The organism is Thermosynechococcus sp. TG215 (genome assembly GCF_031583455.1).
Taxonomy (GTDB): Bacteria; Cyanobacteriota; Cyanobacteriia; order Thermosynechococcales; family Thermosynechococcaceae; genus Thermosynechococcus.
This window is the reverse complement of sequence record NZ_CP134178.1, coordinates 2,520,876-2,540,903: the sequence shown is the minus strand read 5'-3', so window position 1 is coordinate 2,540,903 and position 20,028 is coordinate 2,520,876. Positions and strand designations below refer to the sequence as shown.

The window sequence follows — 20,028 nt, the reverse complement described above, 5'->3', positions numbered from 1 at the left end:
TCGCGCTCGTCCTAGTCACACACATGGCGAACGTAGGGTTCCTCCTCAGGCAAAAAGGATTCAAAACTCGCCACTTGGGCAGCAATGAGATCGGGCGTGGCCTCGGCAATATCCCCTTGGCGATCGCTCAGACGACGGCGCAGTTCCTCAGGCGGTGCATTACAGAAGTGAATCTCCAAGGGCACCTGCAATTTCTCAGCTAAAGCAATCACGGGTTGGCGCAGCGCCACGCGATCGTACTTGGCATCCAAAATCACCGTTTGTCCTTGACGCAGCAACAATTCTGCATAGGCCAAGAGCTGATTATAGGTTTTTTGGGTCATGGCCTCAGAATAGAGATCGACCTGCGGGAAATCACTGCTGCGGCGGTCAAGGGGGATGCCCGCCAAGTGCTTACGCACGGCATCGGAGCGGATTTGAATGGCTTGCTCGGCTTGGGCGAGACCCCGTCCCCGTGTACTTTTGCCTGCCCCAGAGAGACCGCACATGACATAGAGCTTGGCTTGACGTGGTTGGGTGTAGCGATAGGCCGCCTCATAGTAGGCCGCAGCCGTGGCTTGAATCTGTGCCTTTTCGGCCTCGCTAATGGCGGGATCGTTGAGGGCCAAGGCGTTCACATTGCCGCGAATATAGGCTCTGATGCAAAGGTAAAGGGGCAACAGCACCGCCCCAGCGTAGTCCCCACTCCACTCCAAGTAGGTATTGAGGAAGAGATTGGCCAAGTCCCCGCGACCCCGAAACTCTAGATCCATCAGCAAAAAGGCGGCGTCATAGATGCCATCAATATTGCGAAATTCTTCGTTGAACTCAATGCAGTCGAAAATTTGCACCCTGCCGTTGTACAGGCAGATATTGTTCAGGTGCAGATCCCCATGGCATTCGCGGATTTTGCCTGCGGCTTGCCGCTGCACCAACCACTCCTGATGCCGCGTCAAAAAGTCATCGGTAAAAGCCTGAATCGCCGCGTACTGTTCTGGGGATTGACAGCGACCGACAAACTGAGCCGCCAAGGCATGGCAATTGTTAATCACTTGGGCGATCGCCCGCGGGGAACCAAATTCACTAATGTGGGGATCTGTGGCAGCGGCGCGGTGGAAATGAGCCAGTTCTTTACCGAGGGATTCAATCAGGTGGGGGGTGACTTGGTTGGCTGCAAAGAGGTGCGAAAACAGTTGCGACTGATCAAATTGCCGCATTTGCACGGCATAGTCAATCACCTCAGCTCCCGCAGGTAAGTCTTGGGGATCCGCCACAAAATAGCGATCGCCTACCGCCACAATGGGCACCACCGCCAAGTAGAGATCTGACGCCAAACGGCGATTCAGCCGTAACTCTTCCCGACAGTAAAATAGCCGCTTTTCTAGGGTTGTAAAGTTCAAAAAGCCAAAATCCGCCGGCTTTTTCACCTTATAGGCATAGTCCCCCGTCAGAAATACGTAGGAAATATGCGTTTGCAGCAATTGAATGGGAGAGGTCACTGCATGGGGGTACGCAGCAGGGGTTAATAGGGCTTCGACAAAGGCAGGCAAAGACATGCGTATTGTGGCTAACATCGCGCCCCAATCATATCACTAGACTCTATGCCTGTGGCTAAATTGACGTTTTGAGCGTTCCTTTAGAGGATGGGGATACGAAGCTCGTGGATTTGACTATGGTGCGTCGCCCCGTAACCTTACCCCAACTCCAGCAAAAAAAACAGCAGGGAGAGCCGATTACCATGCTCACAGCTTGGGATTATCTGTGGGCGCGGCTATTGGATGCGGCGGGGGTGGATGTGATCCTTGTCGGGGATTCCCTTGGTATGGTTGCCCTTGGCTATCAAACCACGTTGCCGGTGACCCTTGATCAGATGATTCACCATGCGCAGGCGGTGCGGCGGGGCGTCAGCCACAGTTTCCTCGTGTGTGACCTGCCCTTTTTGAGCTACCACGAAAGCCCCGAACAGGCCCTGCGCTCAGCGGGGCGTTTAGTCAAAGAAGCAGACGTCCAAGCAGTGAAAATGGAAGGTGCCTCTCCGGTGGTGCAGGCAGCAACGCGGCGCTTAGTGGAGGCCGGCATCCCGGTGCTGGGTCATGTGGGTCTGTTGCCGCAGCGGGTGCATCAGTTGGGGGGATGGCGACAACAGGGGAAGACGCCACAGGGGGCAGAAGCAATTCTCGCAGATGCCCTTGCTCTGGCCGAAGCAGGAGCCTTTGCCGTGATTTTGGAGCATATTCCTGCGGATTTGGCACAGCAGATTACTGCCAAGCTGGAAATTCCCACGATTGGAATTGGCGCCGGCCCCTACTGTAATGGTCAGGTGTTGGTGACGGCAGATGTTTTGGGCTTGAGTCCACAGGTGCCCCCCTTTGCTAAGGTGTATGCCGACTTGGGCACTCAGGCGATCGCTGCCCTTAAGAGCTACTGCCAAGCTGTAAAATCGCGGCAATTTCCCTAACTTAGAGCGGCCAATGGGCACGGGGGTTAAAGGTGCGCAGCGATCGCAACTTTTCGTAGAGTTCTTTTTCTTGGGCACTCAGGGATTTGGGGGGCACAATTTGCACCTTGGCCAAGAGATCGCCAGTAATGCCGCTACTACTGCGCCACCCTTTGCCCCGCAACCGCAGCGATTGCCCAGATCGCGTACCAGGGGGCACATTCAAAACCACAGTCCCAGAGGGCGTCGGTACCGTGACTTGAGCACCCAAGGCAGCTTCATCCGGCGTGATTGGCAAATCAATCACCAATTGATCCTCTTCAAAGCGGAAGAGGGGATGGGGCGCCACCTGTACCGCGAGATATAAATCCCCTCGCTGTTGGGTGTAGGGGTTATATTGACCTTTCCCCCGCAGTCGTAACTTCGTTCCTGGTTTAATGCCAGCGGGAATCGTCACAGTCACCTGTTCATTGCCAATCTTGAAGGTTTTTTGGCACCCCTCAAAGGCCTCTTGGAAACTAATTTGTACCTCTAAATCAATATCGGTGCTCCCAAATGGCGATGAATCAAAGCCAGCGCTGCTCCAAGTGCGGGTACGCCCTGTGGTGGTGCCAGTGGCAAATCGCCCCAGCAACTCGTTGATAAAGTCTTCAAAGCTGCTAAACTGACTAAAGTCAGCGCCAAAGTCACCAATATTGACATTAAAGCCACCAGCACCCGCCGCACTGGCCTGTTGCCAATACTGACCAAATTGATCGTATTTGCGTCGCTTTTCCGGATCTGAGAGCACTTCGTGGGCTTCGTTAATTTCCTTGAAACGAGCTTCTGCCTCTTTGTCCCCCGGATTTAAGTCGGGGTGATACTTGCGCGCGAGGCGGCGAAAGGCTTGCCGAATTTCGGCATCCGTGGCATTTTTGCTGACCCCGAGGATTTGGTAGTAATCTTTGAAGTCGGTACGCGCCATAGGAACATTCGCCTCTACGTAATCAAAAGATGAAGATTTAGTGTCAGGGCTAGCAGCAAATTAAGGCAAAAAGCTCAGTGCTATTATAGTTGAATCCCTTTATACCGTCTTGGCATGGCGACGTTTCTTCGTCCAGAACTGAGCAACCTCCGCGCCTACTCCACCCCCAGCAGTGACTCCCTACCCCTAGAACTGGATTACCTCGATACCAATGAGTTTCCGTGGGATTTGCCCATTGCCCTTAAGGAGGCGTTAGCTCAACAGTATGTCAGCACCCTCGCCAGTCATCGCTATCCCGACAGTCATCATTGGCCGCTGCGGCAGGCGATCGCTCGCTATGTCAGTGAACACAGCCCAACGGAGATCTCCCCACACCAAATTGCGGTTGGCAACGGCTCCGATGAGCTAATTCGCTCGATTTTACTGGCCACTGCGATCGGGGGCTACGGTTCTATCCTAGTGGCAGAACCGACATTTTCCATATACGGGATCCTCGCCCAAACCCTAGGGATTCCCGTCCAGCGATCGCCCCGCGATCCTGACACCTTTGCCGTGCAAATTGCTGAAGCCAATACCCTCATTGCCCAAGCGGCTCCCCCCGTGCGCGTTCTCTTTATGCTGCAACCCAACTCCCCAACAGGGAACCCCCTAACCGCAGCGGAGGTGGACTGGCTACAGCAGCTTCCTGAGGACATTTTAGTGGTGATTGATGAGGCCTATTTTGAATTTTCGGGCAAGACACTGGTGGGGGACTTGGCAGCGCATCCCAACTGGTTGATTCTGCGTACGTTTTCCAAGGCCTTTCGACTCGCCGCCCATCGGGTGGGCTACGCCATTGGCAATGCCGAGGTGATTGCGGTTTTAGAAAAGGTTCGTCTGCCCTATAACCTGCCTACGTTTTCTCAAGTGGCGGCGCAAGTTGCCCTTGACCATCGGCCGGCGTTGCTGGCAGAGATTCCCACGGTGCTAGCGGAGCGGGAGCGCCTCTATGAACGGCTTCAGGGTTGCCCCCAACTGCGGGTATGGCCGAGTGTGGCCAATTTCCTCTTTTTCCGCTTGCAGGAACCGCAATACACCCAGCCCCTGTGTGATGCCTTGCGGCGTCAGGGGACTCTTGTACGGGCGATCGCTAGCGGCATTCGGGTCACCATTGGCACACCAGCGGAGATGGAGCGCTTTTGGCAACGGCTGCAAGCTTTTTTGCACCAGCTTTAGCTAATCGGACAAGCGGCCATTGGGCAGGACTGTTCCCCGCAGGGTTGCCGTGGCTAAAGACGTGTAGGTCAGTGTGGCACCCCGCAGGTTGGCGCGACTCAGGTTGGCTTGGCGCAATTGCACAGCCGTCAGTTCAGCATTGATCAGCTTAACTTCAATCAGCTTGGCATTGGTCAAATCCACGTTGGTCAGTGTGGCATTGCTTAAATCCGAGCCACTGAGATCGGCCCCTGCCAAATTCACATCTTCTAGGTTGACACCGCGCAAATCCAATCGCCGAAAGTCACGCCGCCCTTTGGCATAGTCTGCCAGCATTTGATCAGCTCTATTTTGATTAATGATGGCTGGGGCGTAGCGACTGAGAAAACCGTGTTTATCAAAGGCGTCTGAAGGTCGCCCCGAAGAAGCAGACATCACTAAAGTAGGATCAGGATTCTGATGATTTTACTATAGCTTAAGCCTAGGGCAGCGACCGTTTTTGGAACTCGTGGCCAAAGGGTCTAAGGAAAGTGGCATACTGCTATAGATAAGGAACCAATAGGGAGATAACGCTGTGGGACTGTTTGATCGCGTCAGCCGTGTGGTTCGCAGTTGGCTCAATGCGCTGGTGGGTGCTGCTGAAGATCCCGAAAAAATCCTTGAGCAGACCATGATTGAAATGCAGGACAATCTGGTGACCCTGCGGCAAGCCGTCGCCCAAGCGATCGCCTCCCAAAAGCGGTTAGAGCAACAGTTCAACCAACATCAACAGCAGGCGGCTGAGTGGGAGCGCCGTGCCAAAATTGCCCTGCAACATGGGGATGAGCAACTAGCGCTTGAGGCCTTGAGTCGCAAAAAAACAGCACTGAATGCAGCCATGGCTCTCAAAGGGCAATTGGAGCAGTCCGTGACCCAAGTGGAAGCCCTCAAAAAACAAATGCAGCAGCTTGAAAGCAAAATCGCGGAAGCGAAAACCCGCAAAGAAATGCTGGTGGCACGGGCACGGGCAGCCAAGGCCTCAGAGCAACTGCAACAAACCTTTAGCAGCCTCAACACCAATGCCCCCATGGCCGCCTTTGAGCGCATGGAGGAACGGGTTCAGGAAATGGAGGCTCGCTCCCAAGCCGTGGCTGAACTCAATAGCGATACCCTCGAAGCCAAGTTTGCCGCCCTCGAAGCCGGCAGTGTGGATGACGATTTGGCACGGCTGAAGGCAGAATTGGCCAACCCGCAACTGTCACCCAGCAGCACCCCTGCCTACGATCCAGAGTTGGAAGCCCTGCGGCGGGAACTGAAGAAGAACTAGTTATTTTCCATGGATCTCCTGCGATCGCTCCCTTTGGGGCTATACCTTGAACAACCGGTGACTTGGCTGCACCGCCTTGATCCGCGGGTTAAGTTGGCATGGTTGATGACGTTTCTGTTGGCACCTATTTTGGCGGATGTCAGTTGGCGGTTGGGGCTAGTGGTCAGTTTAATTCTCCTGACCCTCCTAGGGGGGATTCCCGCACGGGTGTGGCGGCGGCAACTGCTGTGGCTCCTCTTGGTGGGGAGTTTAATTCTAGTCATCACGGCTTTGATGCCGGATGGGATGGCGGTCACCTATCAACCCCGCCGTCCTTTGGAAGCCACCGCTCCGCCCACGAGTTACAGTTATATCCTGTGGCAGTTTCGTGCCCAAGTGGGTCAGTTTCCAATTCATCTGCAAGTCTCCCAGCGATCGCTGGATTTGGGGTTACGACTGAGTACCCTCCTGTTTACGCTCCTTTACAGTACGCATCTGTTTTTGCTGACCACTGCCCCAGAAGAAGTCACCGCTGGCTTGGAAAATCTGATGCAGCCCCTGAAACCCTTTAAGCTGCCGGTGGCGGAAATTGCCCTGACTTTGACGCTGTCGCTGCGGTTTATTCCCTTGGTCTTAGAAGAGGTGCAAAACCTGAGCCGCTCAGTGCGGACGCGTGCTATCAATTGGCGACTGGTGGGCATTAAGGGCAGCATCAAGTTGTGGCTCACCTTAGCAGTACGGCTGTTGGACAATTTACTCCTGCGGGCAGAACAGGTGGCCTGTGCGATGCAGGTGCGGGGCTTTCAAGAACCGGGAACCTACGATAATCCCTGGCACCATCTGCGACTGCAGCGGCGAGATTGGTTGGCTCTGGGGGGCATGGGGTTATTTTGGTTGGTTCGTTTGGGTTGGTTGGGGGTGACACACCATTGATGTTCCCCTGTCAGCCGTGGCTATGGTGCTGTTTGCCGCTGCGGCGTCGCACGGGTCGCGCTATTTTTCAGCAATTGTTTTTGACTGAGCCAATTGCCGTTTTACTGGAAAGCCCAGCCCAAGCCCCGACTCCCCAAGCGCGCTACTCCATTTGTGCGGGGTCACCACGGCGCGATCGCCAGTGGCCACTCTCCTTGGGTCAAGTCCTGCCGACGCTACACAGCTTTCCCCAATGTGAAGCGGTTCCTGAAGCGGTGCGCCATCTGCCCTTTACTGGTGGCTGGTTGGGATGGCTGGGGTATGAGTTGGCGTGGGAAATTGAAGCCCTGCCGCCTCTGAAGCCTGATCCTCTCCCTTTTCCAGTGGCCTTTTGGTATGAACCCCAAGCCTTCGCGGTTTTAGATCATCAAGAAGATCTCCTCTATCTAGCAGCTTCCACCGAGGCAGAGTTAACCCTTCTCCAACAGAGCCTAGAGCAAACGTCCCCTGCCCTTCATCTGCCCCTACCCGATCGCCCCGGCAGCATTGAACTAGCCGCTGGCTGGCAACCCGATACCTACCAAGCAGCGGTGCGGCAGATTCTCCGCCATATTCGTGCCGGGGATATTTTTCAGGCCAATCTGTCGGCCCGCTTTTGCCATTACGGGCGCGTTGATCCTTGGCAACAATACCTGCGGCTGCAGCAGATTAACCCGTCTCCCTTTGCCAGTTTTTGGCAGACCCCTTGGGGCTACATTGTCAGTTGCTCACCGGAACGCTTGGTGCAAGTGCAGGGAGATAGGGTGCAAACCCGACCCATTGCTGGTACCCGTCCGCGCGGCCAAACCCCAGCGGGCGATCGCGCCTACGCCGAGGAACTCCTCAGCAATACCAAGGAACAGGCAGAACACATGATGCTCGTGGATTTAGAGCGCAATGACTTGGGGCGAGTGTGCCAGTGGGGCAGTGTGGTGGTGGATGAACTCCTAACGCTGGAGTACTACAGCCATGTGATTCACTTGGTGAGCAATGTTCGCGGCACGTTGCAGCCGGGGCTGTCTCCTGTGGATGTGATCCGTGCCCTCTTTCCCGGTGGCACGATTACCGGCTGTCCCAAGGTACGCTGCATGGCGATTTTGGCCGATTTGGAACCCTTTCCCCGCAATTTGTTCTACGGTTCCTGTGGCTACTGGGATCAGCGGGGGCATTTGGACTTGAATATCCTCATCCGTACTCTTTTGGTGGCGGGCGATCGCCAGACGACTTGGGGGCAAGTGGGCGCCGGTATTGTGGCCGACAGTGATCCAGAGCGGGAATGGCAAGAATCCCTGAGCAAAGCCCAAGCCCTACTCCTTGCCCTTGGGACACCTACGCCCATCAGCCCCCGTTCCTAGACTCCCTCCATCAGAGCGTGCCATTCAATTACCACAGCCGCAGGCACAGCAATCTCAATCCCCTGCTCCTCTAGGGGCGGACGCAGTACCAAGGGTTCACTCTGGGGCAAGCGCGGTACAAGGGGCAACAGGTCAAACTGTCCCACATTGGCAACGGAGTCTGCCTTGGGAAAGTCATCTACGGCTGTGAGGGTTTGACCGCTCGATGTGATCAGCACCAAGGGATCGAGATGGCGAAAGTGGTACTGCTCGGGAAACCCCACCAAGCGTAATTGCAACTGGTCACGACGGGAAAAGAGAATCACCTGCCACGTGAAGCCACGATTATCGCGCAACTGATGCCGCGACTGCACCACCACTTGATTGGGAGCCTCTTCAATGGTGCGAATCATGGCAGGGCTACTGGGGGACACCGCTAGCCACAGGAGAATGACGAGCAGGATCACAAGTAACCAACCCTGCCAACGTTTCATTGAAGTTCCTCCCTAGGGTGAGGTTTGGAGTGCCTGTTGAATTTGCGGAATCGTCACAGCGTACATGCCCCGCAGATCACCAACACGGAAGCCATAGGCGCGATCGCTGGGATATTTTTCTTGAATAAAGGCAGGCCGCCGATTTTTCGCCCCATGACAGGCAAGGCAACTGGCTTGGACATCAATGCGACGGAAGTAGTGCACCCCTTCAGCATCCGTTTGCCAAAAGGCTTGGAGTTGACGATTGTTATCAAAGCGATTGAGGGCTTGCACTTCCAGCGCTGTGCGCGGGGCATGGTTGGGGTTGCGGTACTTGAGGGCTACCTGACGCAGTTGCCAGCCATTGGCAGCAGCAATTTCCTTCGCTTTCTTGCCCACGGGGGCACAAACAGCCTTAAAGGTGTCAAGGGTGGGTTCCGTGGGACTTCCTTCTAAAGTAGAGGCAAGGCCAATGCGCATTTGATCCAACTGTTCAATGGCGGTTACGGCTTTCCCCAGTTCATCGGGATTCACACTGGCCAATGTGACTGAGGAACTGTTGAGCCATAGACAAACCATCAACAGACCCATGAGAAAGAGGCGCGCCATAAAAATTACTCCTTGTCAGTGTTGTTAACGGTTGCATATCAAACTTTTGCGAACGGTTGCTGCTTGGAAACTAGGGGGGGTTGAAGGGGACGCACAAGGGAAAGGCCAAAGAAGAGCCGCAGTCCCCACTGTTCAAACCAAGGAACACTTAGCCCCCATCGCATTTTCAGCAGGAAGTAGCGCTCAAAGACAGCCTTGACCCAACTCACCCACAATCCTTGAATGGCGTAGGCCAAGCGGCGCTTCTGCCCGAGGGTCTCAGGAATCACAGGAGCGGCAATATAGGCAATACCCGTGTCACCAAAGTCGGCAAAACAGAGGGCATCGAGGGTCGGCACTACAGGGTCAGCGGCTAATTCCCCAAGGGCAACGGCAATGTTGTGGCTGGCGGCGATCGCCATCTCCTCGGTCATTTGACCCGTCTTGGGCAAGCCCATAGGCACAGGGGTGACTTCTATCGGCGGCAGGTGAACACTAATACCGACCCCATAGATTTCAGGATAGTCGGGGTGCTGAAGGGTGGGCAGCAGGGGCAAAAATCCCTTTTCATTGCCAAGACCCGAGGCACGCACAAAGGCTGGCCCGCGAAAAGGTGGCAAAATCATGCTGTAGCCAAAGGGGATTACCCGTCCATCCCGCAACAAAATCCGATGCGGCTCAATGGCCGTGATCTCGGCATTCGTGATGGTTTCAATGCCCCGCTGTGCAATCAGGTCTAGGGTGAGTTGATCACTGTTGGCCAAGCCACCAATCCCCAGATGGCCAATGTAGGGTTCAGGGGTAATGAATGTAATCTTGACGCGATCGCGCAACCGATGACGCCGCAGGGCATACTCCGCCAAAAACAGAAATTCATAGGCAGGCCCAAAGCAACTGGCTCCTGGCGCCGCACCCACAACTAAGTCCTTGGGGTCTTTGAGGAATGCTTGCCATGCTCGATGGGCGGCAACTGCGTGGGCGGGGGTACACACGGAATGACTGTGAACGCCAAGGCCGGGAATCAAATCGAGGGCGAGTTCTGCCCCTGTGGCAATCACTAAATAGTCGTAGTCAAGGGTTTGCTCAGGCAAATAGACTTTCTTAGCTTTAGGGTCAATCTGCTGAACTTTGCCTTGCACCCATTGCAACCCATGGCGACGGCTCACGATCCCTAGGGGCACTTGCAGGCGTTCGAGGGAATGGTGTCCGAGGGCAACTGCCACTAGTCCTGGAATAAATGTAAAGCGATCCACATCGGAGACCAACACCACTTGATGGCGATCGCCCAAACGATGCCGCAATTCGTAGGCTGTGGGCAATCCGCCAATGCCCGCCCCAAGGACAACCACCCGTGCCATGACCGTGTCCTCTGTAAGTTTATTTAATTAACTATATGGTAGTATAAGAAGATACAATTGGCTACAGCCGTCTGTGCTAGGGAGAACCCCAGCGTCGCGCTGTATTGATCCTGTGGCCTTGTCGCGGCAGCCGTTGGGACTATACTGGAAAGAACACGACCTGTTGGAAGCTCATCGGATGAATAGTTGCGTCCTCTTTGCAGAAGTGATTCAAGCGCCAGAACTGCGCTACACCCAAGAAAATCAGATGGCGGTGGCCACAATGGTGGTGCAGTTTGCTAGCCTGCGCAGTGAAGAGCCACCCATGAGTTTGCGAACAGTGGCGTGGGGCAATTTGGGGCAAAAAATGCAGGCAGAATGCAAAGTGGGCGATCGCCTGATCTTAGAAGGTCGGCTAAAAATGGACACCATTGACCGCCCCGAAGGTTTCAAAGAAAAACGCGCCGAGTTGGTGGTAAGCCGCTTCTACACCGTTGAGGGCAATATTGTGGATCATCCGGCACAGCCGGCAACCACCCCCATGGCCACACCCGCAGCCACTGCACCTGTCACACCGAAGGTGGCACCCCCACCCCCCGAACCCGAAGATATTAACCTAGATGAGGTACCCTTCTAGGGATTGCAGTTTTTAAGATGAACAGATCCTCTCACCCCATCTGAAATTCCGCCCTGTATTCTCTCTACTACAGTCAAAACATTTACCCTCTCTTACAGTACCGTCGGGCATCAGAACAACAAATGCTTCAACCCATGAGCTATGCATACCCTCATGATAGGGCCATGCAGCCGGAGCGTAACCAGAGATGACCTTTGCAACTGTCGGACAGGCATCAAAAATTCGCCTTGCATAGCTAGCACGTAGTCGAGGACTATTGCTAAGGTCTCGGACTTTTGCGTCTATAAGCTTACTGCGTCCGCCGTATAAAGCAATCCATGCATCCACATTACGACTTAGAAAAGGTGTGTCTACTAGTGGATACTCATCTCTAACCCTTCCCTGAGCGGGGATGCCTAGTCGCTCGTATATATCTATTTCGAAAGGGAGTGAGATATTTTCAAGAGGGATAGGCTATACTCAAAGCGTCATGAATGTTACTCAAGAATATGAGCTATAGCTTGGACTGACGAGAGCGGGTTGTCTCCTACATCCAGCAAGGTGGCAAAATCAGTGAAGCAACTCAAATCTTTCAGGGCAGTCGCGCCACCATCCATCGCTGGCTGAAGCGAGACGACTTAGCGCCCACGGTTGTCCCCCGTCGTCCTTGGAAACTGGATTGGGCGGCCTTAGCAGCGGATGTTGCTGCCCATCCCGATGACCGTTTAATCGACCGTGCCCAGCGATTTGGCGTCCAAGTTTCCACCATTAGTTATGCCCTCGCCCAGATGGGCATCACTCGAAAGAAAACAGATACGTTACCAAGAAAGGTGTGAGGCAGAGCGACAAGCGTATCAACAGCAGCTCAACACATGGGTAGAGAGCCATGGGGAGGAAACAGGGGTGTCTATCGATGAGACGGGGTTTGACTCTTGGGTGGAGTGTGAGTATGGGTGGTCAGCGCGAGGCGAACGAATTTATGGAGAGCGAGCGGGGAAGCGTCAGAAAAGAGAGAGTTGAGTCGCAGGACGGTATAGATACCAGAAAGACTTCATCGCCCCAATGCTGTTTTGCGGATACTTGAATGCGTTAGGGTTTGTGAGCTGGCTGAGTCAGTACTGTTTGCCGGCGTTAAAGAGACCGTCGTTGTTGATGATGGATAATGCACCGATTCATCCAAAAGGGGCGATTCAGGCAGTGGTGAAAGCGGCGGGTCACGAGGTGTTATTTTTACCGAAATCCTCTCCTGATTTGAATGTGATTGAGCACAACTTTAGTGCGTTGAAGCGAGCGCGGATGTATGCAGGGTCAAACAGTTCGATTGATGAGGTGATTCGCAAGTATTGTGCTGGATGATGTCTCATTCTTGATTAGAATTGCTATAAACTGCAACAGCCAATCATCGGTACTGTGGTAGGCCGTTTCTAAATCTTCAAGGGCAAAGGGAACTTGTAGGGCAGCCATCGCATCCGCTGCGGCAGCACGGACATCCGTTTCGCTGTCATGGAGCAGGCGATCGCGCAACAGGTCATGGGCTTGATTGAGATTGACGTGCCCAAGGCTGGCAATTTGACTCACCGCAGTGTAGCGGACACGGGAATTTTCATCTTGGCTGAGGGGTTGAATGAGCCGAAAGGCATCGTTGGGGTCAAGGCTACGCAGTTGATTGATGCCCCGCAGGCGATCGCCCAGCAAGGCAAATTTAACCAGTTGACAAAGCCATGATTTTCCTGATAGTCTAAAAATCGCTCAAAAATTGGGACTGTAGTTCAATCGGTTAGAGCACCGCCCTGTCACGGCGGAAGTTGCGGGTTCGAGCCCCGTCAGTCCCGTTAGTTTTTAATCAGAAAGTTATCGTTGGGCCTGGCTACCATACATGGCCTGTAGAACCACGGCAGGGTTGACCAATTGCCCTCGGTGGCGGAGCGTCCAGTGAAGGTGAGGTCCGGTGGTGCGGCCTGTCATGCCCACTCGACCAATACGTGCCCCCGTGGGTACCCGCTGCCCCTCTAGGATGAAAATGCCACCGGCGCGATCGACCATGGCTCGTCCTTGGGGGGTCTGCTCAACCCGCCCCATCATGTGGCAGTAAACGTGTTCCCAAGCCCCCGATTGAATTCGTACCAGTGTGCCACAGGCGGTGTGATCGGAAACTTCAATCACCTGCCCGACCCACCAATTACGGATATAGCTCCCTTGAGGAGCAGCAAAATCAAGGCCATTGTGAAATTCGGTCGTGGGTTCCCCCGTGGGCGATCGCCGGTAGCCAAAGGGAGAGGTATAGCCTTGGAAATTTTCCACAGGAAAGGAAGCATCGCTCCAGCGGAGTGTCCCTGCACCAGTATTTTGGGAGGGTTGACTGAGTTGGGGAATTGCAACCGTGCTACCCAAGGCGATCGCCAGGGCTACACTGATTCGCTGCCAATGCATATCAAACTCCTCACATCTCTTTTGGCCTACGGCCTTAGACCGTTATTGATGCACACCGTTCCCCATTGTAGGGACGTAGGATATTTTCAGGTGATGGGAAAATCAAAATGGCTACTCACAAACCCCAGCAACCGGCTGAAGTGACTCAATCAACTCTGCGCGATCGCCTGCGAGCCGAGGCAGCCGCTCCCTATCGGGGACTACGGCGCGTTTTCTATGCCGTTTTTGCCGCTTCCGGCCTCATGGGTGCCTTTATCCTTGGCCTCAAGGGATTGGCGGGCACTGCTGGTAACGATTTGGTGTGGAATCTGGCATTACAAATCGGAGTGGTTGCCCTGATGGTTGCCCTCTGGCGCTGGGATCGCGGCTAAACTGCTTGAGCGAGCAAAAAGCGATCGTGGCCACTGAGATCCCGAAGAATTTCCACTCGTTCATAGGCTTGGCTGGCCATTGCTAGCGCTGCCACAGCTTCCCCTTGGGTTGCCATCAATTCGATAAAGAGCCAGCCTTGGGGCTGAAGATACTCTGGTGCCGTCTCAACAATCTGACGAATTGCCTGCAAGCCATCCGCACCACCATCGAGGGCAAGGGGGGGTTCATGGTACTGCACCTCAGGTTGGAGAGTGGCCACTAGGCGGGTGGGAATATAGGGAGGATTACTGACAATGCCCTGCACCTGCCCTTGCAGATGGGTAAGGGGGGCAAACCAACTGCCAACATAGCAACGCACGCGATCGCCCAAAGCGTACTTTTGAATATTGACTTGCGCGACCTCTAGGGCCTCAGGGCTACAATCTACGGCATGCACCAGCGCCGCCGCAAATAACCGCGCCAAGCCAATAGCGATCGCCCCACTCCCCGTACCCAAATCCAGCCAATGCCCCTGTTGTTGCCAAGGGGGTACCGTTACTGCCACCACTTCTAGGAGTTCCTCTGTTTCTGGCCGAGGAATCAACACACTGGGGGTGACAACTAATTCCAGATCGTGCCAGTGAACCGTACCAATGAGATATTGCAGGGGAACCCGCTCCTGCCAGCGGCGTTGCCAACGCTCTTGGAGTTCTGCAAGGGGCAGTTTTAGAGGAATCTCGGGCGGAAATCGGCGCAGGGTGATGTCAAGGGGACTCAACTGTGTGAAGGCACTGAGAAATTGTTTTAACTCCCGTAGGCCACTCTCGCGCTCAGGGGCTGGAATGATCGCCTGTGCCCAGTGCCACCATGCTTGGAGTGCCTCGCTACTCACGAATATATCTTGACCCTTGTTTTCTGAGGATACTCGTATCAAAATAGCCCTAGAATTTCTAACTGTGCCTTATCCACTGTGGCAGATTTTCAGGAACAGCTTCAACGTCTGCAAGAGCAACTGCAACGGGCGCAGGCGCGAGCAAATGAACTGCCGTCACTGGTTCCTGAACCGCCCCCACCGCCTGTAGATCCCGAAGCCCCGGAATGGGCGGACGAACGGGCACGGATTGAGGCCCGCGTGCGCAGTGAAACCTCTGTTGCCGAACTTCAGGCACAACTGATTGAAGCCCTCTTGGACAATGAACGGCTACGGCGTGCCCTAGAGGAGGAACGGCAAAATCATGCCCGTACCCGTGAGGGACTCATTACCGCCTTGGGGGATGCTTTGGATACCCTCAAACAGCGGCGGCGATCGCCGAACCCCCCTAGGGACTAGGCCACAGTGCTACACTTAAACCCACCAGCACCAGACTGCCCCCCGTCATCACTGCCGTTGTCGGCACCTCACCAAAGAGCAGCAGGGCAAAGAGACTCGCAGCAATCGGTTCTGCCAACACCAGAAGAGTTACCCATGTAGGGGAAAGCCAACGCACCCCCCAATTGAGACTGGTGTGCCCCACCAACTGGGGGATCAAAGCCAGCAGGAGAATCGCACCATAGAGCTTCAGCGGCCAACCTCCGTAAGTCAGACCCAGCAGTGGCGGCAGGGGCAAGAGAACCAAGGCAGCAGTGGCATAGGCCACAAGGGCGTAGTGGTGAATCGCCAGACCCGCCTTTTGAGCCGCTTGACCACAGATAAAGTAGGCACTGACCGCCCACGCCGCCGCGATCGCCAGCGCATTTCCGAGTAGGGGGTTCCTTGCCACAGCACTCGTCGGTTCTGCCGTCCCAATTAGGGCGCTGCCGCCAAGGGCGATCGCCATGCCCACCCAAGCACGGGGTTGAAGGGTTTGTCGCTGCCAAAGGTACCCGACGAGCGCCGACCAGATGGGCGTTGTGGTCACCAATGTGGTTGAGGCTGCCACCGAGGTGTAGTGCAGTGAGGTGAACCAGAGGCTAAAGTGCGCCGCAAGGGCAACCCCAGCCGCCAGTGCCCAACGCAGATTTTGGCGAGTCAGGTCTAGCCACGGCCACGTGTAAAGTTGCGGGGTCAAAAAGAGAGCAGCCAAACTGAGGCGACCACTGGCCAAGAAAATGCTCAACCCCACGGTCATGCCTAGGGAATCGGTGGCTAAATCAGCAACACCCCAGCGCACCAGCACAGCAGCTGTAGAAACCGCCAACACGCCCACGCCGAGGACAAGGGCAATTTGCCAATAGGGCGGTCTATTTACCGACATCGGGAATGACGACGGGAGCCTCACCATCTAAACCAAAGGCTGTATGCACCGCCCGCAGCGCCCGCACCCCCTCCGATTCTGCCACCACACAACTCACGCGAATTTCCGAGGTAGCAATCATTTGAATGTTGATGTTTTCACGGGCAAGGGCCGCAAACATTTGGGCAGCAATCCCCGGACGGTGGATCATCCCCACACCAACAATGCTCACTTTGGCGATCGCCGTATCTATGAGGATGTCGCCGTAGCCCAATTGGCTCTGAACCCCCTTGAGTAGTTCCGTGGCTCGCTCGGCATCGGCAGAGGCCACCGTAAAGGCAATATCGCGGGTCATCACACCCCCGAGGGAGCGCGATCGCTGGGATTGGATAATCATATCCACGCTAATGGCGGCATCCGCAAGGGTCTGGAAAATTGCCGCCGCCATACCGGGGCGATCGGGCACATCGCGAATCGCAATCCGCGCCTGCTTGGGATCAAGGGCAACGCCCCGCACCGCTGGGGCATCGGGGGTTTCTTGGGGGACAGTGGTGGCGGCTTCCACATCAAAGGTTTGGGAGAGAACAGCGATCGCTCGACCTGCATCCGCTGCGGCCACTGTACAACTGACATTCACTTCAGAGGTGGAAATCATTTGTAGGTTAATGCCCGCTGCCGCCAAGGCCGAAAACATCTGAGCGGCCACCCCCGGTCGGCCAATCATCCCGGCACCGGTGATACTCACCTTGGCAATGTCGGCATCCACGAGCACATCCGTCTCTTCAACCCGTGGATTCAAGCGGGGATAAAAGGCCACAGCAACAGCCTCGGCTTGTTTAAGAACGCGCTTTTGCACGGTGAAGGCAATGTCGTTCGTCTGACCTTCGTGAATGGATTGGATAATTAAATCCACATCAAGATTTTGCCGTGCCAGTTCGCCAAAAAGCTGTGCCGCAACGCCGGGGCGATCGGCCACCCGCAGTAGTGCCACCTTCGCCTGATCCGTATCCAGCGCCACCCCATCCACAGGTTTGCCCAGTTCAAGATTTTCCACGGGACGCGGCGGCCGCGATGGTGCAATGACACGGGTACCGGGATCATCCGTCCAACTGGAGCGCACCACCAAATCCACGCCATAGTTGCGGGCAATCTCCACGGCGCGGGGGTGCAAGACCTTTGCCCCTAGGCTCGCCAACTCCAGCATTTCATCGCAGGTAATCTCACTCATGAGTTGGGCATTGGGCACCAGTCGCGGATCCGTGGTCAAAATGCCGGGGACATCGGTGTAAATTTCGCAGCAATCCGCCCGCAGCGCCGCCGCCAAGGCCACAGCCGAGGTATCCGAGCCACCCCGCCCAAGGGTGGTGACTTCAAAATCCGCAGCAGCAGTAATCCCCTGAAAGCCGGCCACAACCACCACTTGTCCTTCTTTGAGGTGCCGTTCGAGGCGCTGGGTTTCAATGTGGAGAATGCGGGCACGGGTGTGGGCCGGTTCGGTGACAATGCCCACTTGGGCACCGGTGAGGGAGATGGCGGGTTCCCCCAAGGCATGGAGCGCCATCGTCAACAGGGCGATCGAGACCTGCTCCCCCGTGGAAAGCAGCATATCCATTTCCCGCTGACTGGGGCGATCGCTAATGGCATAGGCCAGTTGCACCAAGCTATCCGTGGTTTTGCCCATGGCCGAGACCACCACCACTACCTGATGTCCCGCTGCCACAGTTGCCTTGACTCTGCGGGCTACCGCTTGAATGCGCTCGACACTACCGACGGACGTACCGCCATACTTTTGTACAATCAGTCCCATGGGCGTTCTAAAGAGAATGCTGTCCTATTTTATATTTAGGGCGGTGATTCTTGGCTGTGGCTGATCCAGGGCGCTAGGGAACTAAAAAATCGCTGTTAAACTGGAAATTAGAACTGAATTTCGGAAACGGGTGCCGATGAAATACGCTCAACGCCTTTCCCAACGGCTGAGTCAACTGGCTTTGGTCGTGGGTCTCTCGTTAGCTCCCACTCACATTGGTTTAGCGCAATCGAGCAATAACAACACCGTTTCCTACAGTCAATTCCTCAATGCCCTCAAGGCGGGTGAAGTCAGCTCCGTCGAACTCTATCAGGAACAGGGGCTAGCCAAGTTTCGCCGTAAAGATCAACCCGAACAATCTCCCCCCCAGGAGGTACGGCTCTTTGATCGCAATCCTGAACTTGTAGAACTGCTGCGCCAAGTGAGTACCCGCTATGACACGACGGTGCGGGTGGTGCCCTCTAGCAGTGATGGGGCAGTGGTTGGCGTCATTTCTAACTTGATGCTGGGCTTCTTTCTGCTGATTTTATTCCTGATGATTTTGCGGCGGGCGAGTAATGCCCCCGGCGGCCCTGGGCAGATTCTCAACTTTGGTAAATCCCGCGCCCGCTTTCAAATGGAGGCACAAACGGGGGTGACCTTTGGCGATGTGGCTGGGATTGAAGAGGCCAAAGAAGAGCTGCAGGAAGTTGTGACCTTTCTCAAGAATTCAGAGAAATTTACCTCCATTGGTGCCCGTATTCCCAAGGGGGTGCTGCTAGTTGGGCCACCAGGAACCGGAAAAACGCTCCTTGCCAAGGCGATCGCCGGTGAAGCCGGGGTTCCCTTCTTTTCCATTTCTGGTTCTGAATTTGTGGAAATGTTTGTGGGCGTCGGTGCCTCCCGTGTGCGGGATCTCTTCAGAAAGGCTAAAGAAAACGCCCCTTGTCTGGTGTTTATTGATGAAATTGATGCCGTCGGTCGCCAACGGGGTGCCGGCATTGGCGGTGGCAATGATGAGCGCGAGCAAACCCTCAATCAACTCCTGACGGAAATGGATGGCTTTGAGGGGAATACGGGCATTATTGTGATTGCGGCAACGAACCGCCCCGATGTTTTGGATGCTGCCCTCCTGCGTCCGGGTCGCTTTGACCGCCAAATTACCGTGGATTTGCCCAGCTACAAGGGACGCCTGCAAATTCTCCAAGTCCATGCGCGGCACAAGAAAATTGCTCCCGAGGTGTCCCTAGAGGCGATCGCCCGCCGTACCCCCGGCTTTTCGGGTGCCGAACTGGCCAACCTCCTCAATGAAGCCGCAATTCTTACTGCTCGGCGTCGCAAACCGGCCATTACCAATGCCGAAATTGACGATGCCATTGATCGCGTGACGATTGGCATGACGCTCACTCCCCTCCTCGACAGCAAGAAAAAGTGGCTGATTGCCTACCACGAAGTGGGTCATGCTCTACTGATGACGCTCTTGAAACATGCGGATCCCCTCAATAAAGTGACCATTATTCCCCGGTCTGGGGGCGTTGGCGGCTTTGCCCAGCAAATCTTTGATGAAGAGCGGGTGGATAGTGGCCTCTATACCCGCGCATGGCTCCTCGACGAGATCACCATTCTATTGGGGGGGCGCGCTGCCGAAGTGGAAATCTTTGGCGATGCTGAAGTCACCGTGGGTGCCAGTAGCGACTTGCGAGCAGTGGCCAATCTGGCGCGGGAAATGGTGACCCGTTACGGCATGTCGGACTTGGGACACTTAGCCCTTGAAACGCCGGGCAACGAGGTCTTTCTGGGTCGAGATCTCATGCCGCGCGCTGAATATTCTGAAGCTGTGGCCGTGCAAATTGACCACCAAGTGCGCGAGATTGTTATGCACTGCTACGAGATTGCCCGCAAACTGATCCGCGAGCATCGGGTGGCCATTGATAAGCTGGTGGAGCTGCTCCTTGAGAAAGAAACCATTGACGGTGATGAGTTCCGTGCCTTGGTGCGCCAATATACTACCCTACCTGTCAAAGAACCCACTTGGAAGGTGACAGCGACACCAGTATCCTTTCGTCAGGGTGCCCAGCCGTCCTAGGCAA

The 20,028-nt window shown here is 55.2% G+C and carries 20 protein-coding genes, 1 tRNA gene and 1 pseudogene; 11 read left to right on the top strand and 11 right to left on the bottom strand.

Annotation, left to right across the window (positions count from 1 at the left end):
* Positions 1-11: 11 nt before the first annotated feature.
* Entirely contained in the window at positions 12-1,535 is a 1,524-nt protein-coding gene (locus tag RHJ02_RS12405; RefSeq protein ID WP_206200422.1) for a bifunctional aminoglycoside phosphotransferase/ATP-binding protein, read from the bottom strand.
* A 116-nt stretch (positions 1,536-1,651) separates the two neighbouring features.
* Here RHJ02_RS12405 and panB point away from each other — a divergent pair, with 116 nt between their 5' ends.
* A complete protein-coding gene (panB, locus tag RHJ02_RS12400; protein ID WP_206200421.1) occupies positions 1,652-2,437 on the top strand; it encodes a 3-methyl-2-oxobutanoate hydroxymethyltransferase in 786 nt (261 codons plus the stop codon).
* A 1-nt stretch (position 2,438) separates the two neighbouring features.
* On the opposite strand, the gene RHJ02_RS12395 is transcribed toward panB, so the two are convergent.
* Positions 2,439-3,380 carry a DnaJ C-terminal domain-containing protein gene (locus RHJ02_RS12395; RefSeq protein WP_206200420.1) on the bottom strand — a complete coding sequence of 314 codons (942 nt, stop codon included), beginning with the start codon at positions 3,378-3,380 and terminating at the stop codon, positions 2,439-2,441.
* 114 nt (positions 3,381-3,494) lie between these two features.
* On the opposite strand from RHJ02_RS12395, the gene RHJ02_RS12390 reads away from it, so the two are divergent.
* Positions 3,495-4,595: a histidinol-phosphate transaminase gene (locus tag RHJ02_RS12390; protein ID WP_310800280.1), complete on the top strand. Its 1,101-nt coding sequence runs from the start codon at positions 3,495-3,497 to the stop codon at positions 4,593-4,595.
* Here RHJ02_RS12390 and RHJ02_RS12385 read toward each other — a convergent pair whose 3' ends face one another.
* Entirely contained in the window at positions 4,596-4,910 is a 315-nt protein-coding gene (locus tag RHJ02_RS12385) for a pentapeptide repeat-containing protein (RefSeq protein ID WP_310438619.1), read from the bottom strand.
* Positions 4,911-5,148: 238 nt separating this feature from the next.
* Here RHJ02_RS12385 and RHJ02_RS12380 point away from each other — a divergent pair, with 238 nt between their 5' ends.
* From RHJ02_RS12380 to RHJ02_RS12370, 3 genes are read left to right on the top strand one after another with little or no spacing between them, the layout of a single operon-like run.
* A complete protein-coding gene (locus tag RHJ02_RS12380; protein WP_302678449.1) occupies positions 5,149-5,880 on the top strand; it encodes a PspA/IM30 family protein in 732 nt (243 codons plus the stop codon).
* Between the two features lie 9 nt (positions 5,881-5,889).
* Positions 5,890-6,792, top strand: coding sequence for a CbiQ family ECF transporter T component (locus RHJ02_RS12375; protein ID WP_310800279.1), 903 nt, complete (start codon positions 5,890-5,892; stop codon positions 6,790-6,792).
* Complete coding sequence (locus RHJ02_RS12370) at positions 6,690-8,165, top strand: anthranilate synthase component I (protein ID WP_399379850.1); 1,476 nt, start codon at positions 6,690-6,692, stop codon at positions 8,163-8,165. The genes RHJ02_RS12375 and RHJ02_RS12370 overlap by 103 nt, the downstream gene beginning before the upstream one ends.
* Here RHJ02_RS12370 and RHJ02_RS12365 read toward each other — a convergent pair.
* The 3 genes from RHJ02_RS12365 to RHJ02_RS12355 are packed head-to-tail and all read right to left on the bottom strand — an operon-like array spanning position 8,162 to position 10,563.
* Positions 8,162-8,638 carry a DUF3122 domain-containing protein gene (locus tag RHJ02_RS12365; protein WP_310438617.1) on the bottom strand — a complete coding sequence of 159 codons (477 nt, stop codon included), beginning with the start codon at positions 8,636-8,638 and terminating at the stop codon, positions 8,162-8,164. The genes RHJ02_RS12370 and RHJ02_RS12365 overlap by 4 nt on opposite strands.
* A gap of 12 nt (positions 8,639-8,650) precedes the next feature.
* A complete protein-coding gene (locus tag RHJ02_RS12360) occupies positions 8,651-9,226 on the bottom strand; it encodes a DUF3365 domain-containing protein (RefSeq protein WP_310743121.1) in 576 nt (191 codons plus the stop codon).
* A gap of 38 nt (positions 9,227-9,264) precedes the next feature.
* Complete coding sequence (locus tag RHJ02_RS12355; RefSeq protein WP_310800277.1) at positions 9,265-10,563, bottom strand: FAD-dependent oxidoreductase; 1,299 nt, start codon at positions 10,561-10,563, stop codon at positions 9,265-9,267.
* Between the two features lie 178 nt (positions 10,564-10,741).
* On the opposite strand from RHJ02_RS12355, the gene RHJ02_RS12350 reads away from it, so the two are divergent.
* Both RHJ02_RS12350 and RHJ02_RS12345 read left to right on the top strand, forming a co-directional pair.
* Positions 10,742-11,179 carry a single-stranded DNA-binding protein gene (locus RHJ02_RS12350; protein ID WP_206200411.1) on the top strand — a complete coding sequence of 146 codons (438 nt, stop codon included), beginning with the start codon at positions 10,742-10,744 and terminating at the stop codon, positions 11,177-11,179.
* 530 nt (positions 11,180-11,709) lie between these two features.
* Positions 11,710-12,514, top strand: a pseudogene (locus RHJ02_RS12345) (IS630 family transposase).
* On the opposite strand, the gene RHJ02_RS12340 reads toward RHJ02_RS12345, so the two are convergent.
* Positions 12,467-12,853 (bottom strand): HEAT repeat domain-containing protein, encoded by a 387-nt coding sequence (locus tag RHJ02_RS12340; protein WP_302678443.1) that lies wholly within the window; start codon positions 12,851-12,853, stop codon positions 12,467-12,469. The pseudogene RHJ02_RS12345 and the gene RHJ02_RS12340 sit on opposite strands and share 48 nt — an antisense overlap.
* A gap of 63 nt (positions 12,854-12,916) precedes the next feature.
* Here RHJ02_RS12340 and RHJ02_RS12335 point away from each other — a divergent pair.
* Positions 12,917-12,990: transfer RNA gene (locus tag RHJ02_RS12335), tRNA-Asp, on the top strand.
* Between the two features lie 19 nt (positions 12,991-13,009).
* Here RHJ02_RS12335 and RHJ02_RS12330 read toward each other — a convergent pair.
* On the bottom strand, positions 13,010-13,588 hold the full coding sequence (locus RHJ02_RS12330; protein WP_206200409.1) for a M23 family metallopeptidase: 579 nt from the start codon (positions 13,586-13,588) through the stop codon (positions 13,010-13,012).
* A gap of 107 nt (positions 13,589-13,695) precedes the next feature.
* Here RHJ02_RS12330 and RHJ02_RS12325 point away from each other — a divergent pair, with 107 nt between their 5' ends.
* Complete coding sequence (locus RHJ02_RS12325; protein WP_149819902.1) at positions 13,696-13,959, top strand: DUF3493 domain-containing protein; 264 nt, start codon at positions 13,696-13,698, stop codon at positions 13,957-13,959.
* Here the strand turns inward: RHJ02_RS12325 and prmC are convergent.
* Positions 13,956-14,831, bottom strand: coding sequence for a peptide chain release factor N(5)-glutamine methyltransferase (gene prmC / locus RHJ02_RS12320; protein ID WP_302678440.1), 876 nt, complete (start codon positions 14,829-14,831; stop codon positions 13,956-13,958). The two genes, RHJ02_RS12325 and prmC, sit on opposite strands and share 4 nt — an antisense overlap.
* A 78-nt stretch (positions 14,832-14,909) precedes the next feature.
* Between prmC and RHJ02_RS12315 the strand changes: the two genes are divergently transcribed.
* Positions 14,910-15,269 carry a hypothetical protein gene (locus tag RHJ02_RS12315; RefSeq protein WP_206200407.1) on the top strand — a complete coding sequence of 120 codons (360 nt, stop codon included), beginning with the start codon at positions 14,910-14,912 and terminating at the stop codon, positions 15,267-15,269.
* On the opposite strand, the gene RHJ02_RS12310 is transcribed toward RHJ02_RS12315, so the two are convergent.
* Both RHJ02_RS12310 and RHJ02_RS12305 read right to left on the bottom strand, forming a co-directional pair.
* Positions 15,259-16,173, bottom strand: coding sequence for a DMT family transporter (locus RHJ02_RS12310; protein WP_310743863.1), 915 nt, complete (start codon positions 16,171-16,173; stop codon positions 15,259-15,261). The two genes, RHJ02_RS12315 and RHJ02_RS12310, sit on opposite strands and share 11 nt — an antisense overlap.
* Positions 16,160-17,959 (bottom strand): aspartate kinase, encoded by a 1,800-nt coding sequence (locus RHJ02_RS12305; RefSeq protein WP_206200405.1) that lies wholly within the window; start codon positions 17,957-17,959, stop codon positions 16,160-16,162. The genes RHJ02_RS12310 and RHJ02_RS12305 overlap by 14 nt, the downstream gene beginning before the upstream one ends.
* 136 nt (positions 17,960-18,095) lie before the next feature.
* Here RHJ02_RS12305 and ftsH point away from each other — a divergent pair, with 136 nt between their 5' ends.
* Positions 18,096-20,024 (top strand): ATP-dependent zinc metalloprotease FtsH, encoded by a 1,929-nt coding sequence (gene ftsH, locus RHJ02_RS12300; RefSeq protein ID WP_310743119.1) that lies wholly within the window; start codon positions 18,096-18,098, stop codon positions 20,022-20,024.
* Positions 20,025-20,028 lie beyond the last annotated feature (4 nt).

Coding starts and splice junctions, on each gene's coding strand:
- RHJ02_RS12405 (WP_206200422.1), bottom strand. CDS start 1,535: ATGTCTTTGCCTGCCTTTGTCGAAGCCCTATTAACCCCTGCTGCGTAC.
- panB (WP_206200421.1), top strand. CDS start 1,652: ATGGTGCGTCGCCCCGTAACCTTACCCCAACTCCAGCAAAAAAAACAG.
- RHJ02_RS12395 (WP_206200420.1), bottom strand. CDS start 3,380: ATGGCGCGTACCGACTTCAAAGATTACTACCAAATCCTCGGGGTCAGC.
- RHJ02_RS12390 (WP_310800280.1), top strand. CDS start 3,495: ATGGCGACGTTTCTTCGTCCAGAACTGAGCAACCTCCGCGCCTACTCC.
- RHJ02_RS12385 (WP_310438619.1), bottom strand. CDS start 4,910: ATGCTGGCAGACTATGCCAAAGGGCGGCGTGACTTTCGGCGATTGGAT.
- RHJ02_RS12375 (WP_310800279.1), top strand. CDS start 5,890: ATGGATCTCCTGCGATCGCTCCCTTTGGGGCTATACCTTGAACAACCG.
- RHJ02_RS12365 (WP_310438617.1), bottom strand. CDS start 8,638: ATGAAACGTTGGCAGGGTTGGTTACTTGTGATCCTGCTCGTCATTCTC.
- RHJ02_RS12360 (WP_310743121.1), bottom strand. CDS start 9,226: ATGGCGCGCCTCTTTCTCATGGGTCTGTTGATGGTTTGTCTATGGCTC.
- RHJ02_RS12355 (WP_310800277.1), bottom strand. CDS start 10,563: ATGGCACGGGTGGTTGTCCTTGGGGCGGGCATTGGCGGATTGCCCACA.
- RHJ02_RS12350 (WP_206200411.1), top strand. CDS start 10,742: ATGAATAGTTGCGTCCTCTTTGCAGAAGTGATTCAAGCGCCAGAACTG.
- RHJ02_RS12330 (WP_206200409.1), bottom strand. CDS start 13,588: ATGCATTGGCAGCGAATCAGTGTAGCCCTGGCGATCGCCTTGGGTAGC.
- RHJ02_RS12325 (WP_149819902.1), top strand. CDS start 13,696: ATGGCTACTCACAAACCCCAGCAACCGGCTGAAGTGACTCAATCAACT.
- RHJ02_RS12310 (WP_310743863.1), bottom strand. CDS start 16,173: ATGTCGGTAAATAGACCGCCCTATTGGCAAATTGCCCTTGTCCTCGGC.
- RHJ02_RS12305 (WP_206200405.1), bottom strand. CDS start 17,959: ATGGGACTGATTGTACAAAAGTATGGCGGTACGTCCGTCGGTAGTGTC.
- ftsH (WP_310743119.1), top strand. CDS start 18,096: ATGAAATACGCTCAACGCCTTTCCCAACGGCTGAGTCAACTGGCTTTG.